The sequence below is a fragment of the Chryseobacterium sp. Bi04 genome (assembly GCF_918698085.1).
Taxonomy (GTDB): domain Bacteria; phylum Bacteroidota; class Bacteroidia; order Flavobacteriales; family Weeksellaceae; genus Chryseobacterium.
Map to the genome: position 1 here is coordinate 1 of NZ_CAKKLP010000031.1, position 2,756 is coordinate 2,756.

General features: G+C 35.3%; 3 protein-coding genes. All 3 read left to right on the plus strand.

Going from position 1 to position 2,756, the window contains the following annotated elements:
* The first annotated feature begins 211 nt into the window (after positions 1–211).
* Positions 212–1,450, plus strand: coding sequence for an RHS repeat-associated core domain-containing protein (locus LQV47_RS22445; protein ID WP_230041348.1), 1,239 nt, complete (start codon positions 212–214; stop codon positions 1,448–1,450).
* Between the two features lies 1 nt (position 1,451).
* Positions 1,452–1,877, plus strand: a complete 426-nt coding sequence (locus LQV47_RS22450) for a hypothetical protein (RefSeq protein WP_230041349.1) — start codon at positions 1,452–1,454, stop codon at positions 1,875–1,877.
* Positions 1,878–2,156: 279 nt separating this feature from the next.
* Positions 2,157–2,756: RHS repeat-associated core domain-containing protein (locus tag LQV47_RS22455; protein ID WP_290368695.1), on the plus strand; the 600-nt coding region annotated here is incomplete at its 3' end.

Genomic DNA, 2,756 nt, shown 5'->3' on the forward strand with positions numbered 1-2,756 from the left:
TTAATTTTTTTGGATCTGTTTATTTACTTCAAAAGTATGTTCTTAAAATGTATTAATATAATAGAGTATTGAAATTTGTCTAGTCCTAAAAAACTAATATAAAAAAGCTGCAATTTTATTATTAACCTAAAGCTGTAAGGTACAAGAGCATTTGATATTTAATTGTGCAAATTTTGTAACTTTGAGCTGCTATAACAAAGCCTCACGAAAAGTGAGGTTTTTACATTCTAAAGTGATTGATTTGTATTCTAAACAGAACTCTAATACAGAAATGTTTTTGAATTTATTATTGGGGGGGTATAAAAATATTTACCAGTACATAGACCAGCTGGGAAATGTAAGGGTTTCTTACGGAAGAAACAGCACAGGAGCTCTTGAGATTACAGATGCCAATGATTACTACCCATTCGGGATGAATCATTTAAAAACCGGGATTTCCTATTTTGCCCAGGGCAGCTATAAAAGCAACAAATACAACGGTAAGGAACTGCAGGAAACCGGAATGTACAGCTACGGCTGGAGAGAATATATGCCGGATATTGCCAGATGGAATGGTATAGACCAGTTAGCAGAAAGTTATTATTCTCATTCTCCTTATGCTTATGTGATGAATAATCCGATCAATATGTTTGATCCGGATGGCAGGAAAAATGAGGCTTGGTTAGAAGAGGCTCCCGCATGGTTACAAGAGACGTGGAATAATACCCCCGATGGGACGAATTCTTATTGGACAAATAGTGGATCAAGCTCAGGCGGAGGCGGAGGACATTTTGTGTATACAGGAGGAACTGCTGGTCTAACAGCAGGATATGGAATAGGATCTACTGTAGACTATGCAGGTAATTTTAATTCTTACTACGGTACTGTAACAAACGGCGTGCTTAGTTATACCTATTGGACAAACGGTGCACCTGCCAGTGGATATACTAATTCAGGAGGACAGAATTACCAAAACTTGCAAGGGATAGTAGGATATTCTGGGAAGCTGGATTTGAATTCCTCAAATTCTAATAGTACATCAAATTCTTTTTTAGATAATTCTTTTGACTGGATTCAAAATAATCCAATTAAAGTATCACAATTTGCGGGAATGATACAGGCAGGTTCTACAGTAGCTGAAAAAGGATTATCAAACTGGAATGGCGCTTCAAACATTACAAAAAGTCGTATCTTTGCAGAGACCATAAGTACAAAACTACCTTTTTCTGCTAAAGCTTTGGAGACAGCTTCAACGGCTTTGAAATGGGGAGGAAGAGTAGTTGGTGCTGTGGGTGTTGCTAATACATTGTATCAATATGGAAAAGGTAATATATCAGGTACTAGAGCCGTTGTTGATGGAGTGATGGGAGTTGCAGGCTTTTTTCCTGCTACAGCCTGGATATCGGTAGGTTATTTTGCAGGAATGGCACTTTATGAAACATATGGTAACGATGGTAAACCCCTATTTTAAGATGATTAGATTTATAAAGTTATTATTTTACCATATATATTGGTATTATTATAAAGTTGATAAAGAAAGCAGAATATCTGCAAAAGTTGCTACTTGGTTAGTTTTTACATTATTATTTGGTATAATCTTATACTTTGCATTTGAACTAATATATATATCATTTGATAAAACTATTATATTTGATACTCCTTACTGGCAGTATGTATTTTTATATTTTATTGTAGGTTTTTTTGTTGGGATATATATATATAATGAAGATTTTAAAAAATTTGATTCCTTTAGAGACTTCCATATAAAGTATTATTTATACTTTTTCATTATTGCAGGCTTTGCCTTATTTTTAGCATTTTATTCTGGAAGTATTAATCGGGAAAGAATTTTTAAGCAGAGAGAAATTGAGAAAGAGCGGATTGAAAATTCAAAATAATCCCGAAGATGGGTAATGTTCCAACGTGTTGGTAATAAATTCGAGTATTGGTTTTCAATACCTAGCTGCGCAAAGTTTATAACTTTGAGCTAATATACCAAAACCTCACTTTTGTGAGGTTTTTACATTTTAAAATGATTGATTTGCATTCTAAAGAGAACTTTAATCCAGAAATGTTTTTGAGTTTATTATTTGGGATTATAAGATATTTACCAATACATAGACCAGCTTGGAAATGTAAGGGTTTCTTACGGAAGAAACAGCACAGGAGCTCTTGAGATTACAGATTCCAATGATTACTACCCATTTGGGATGAATCATTTAAAAACAGGGATTTCCTATTTTGCCCAGGGTAGCTATAAAAGCAACAAATACAACGGCAAGGAACTGCAGGAAACCGGAATGTACAGCTATGGCTGGAGAGAATATATGCCTGATATTGCCAGATGGAATGGCATAGACCAGTTAGCGGAAAGTTATTATTCTCATTCTCCTTATGCTTACGTGATGAATAACCCGATCAATTTGTTTGATCCCAACGGAATGGTATCCCAAGCATTTATAGATGAACTATTGGATGCTCCTCCCGGAACTACATGGACAAACACAGGAAATGGCTTTACCAATAATTGGGGAGGACAGATGGATTATGACGGAAACCCAACCAATTACAATGGATATAGCAATATGGCTAATGGAGTTGGTAAGAAGAATCCGAATGATGGACCTAGCTTTGAAATTCCTGAAGTTCCTCTTGTAGGAAAAAAATCTACTTGGGCTGATCAGTTTAGAAGTCATATGGAGAAGTATGCTGTGAATGTATCAAGTAATTGGTATAGCCTTACAGGAAAAGGTAATTGGTTTTTTGGTACTGCAGGG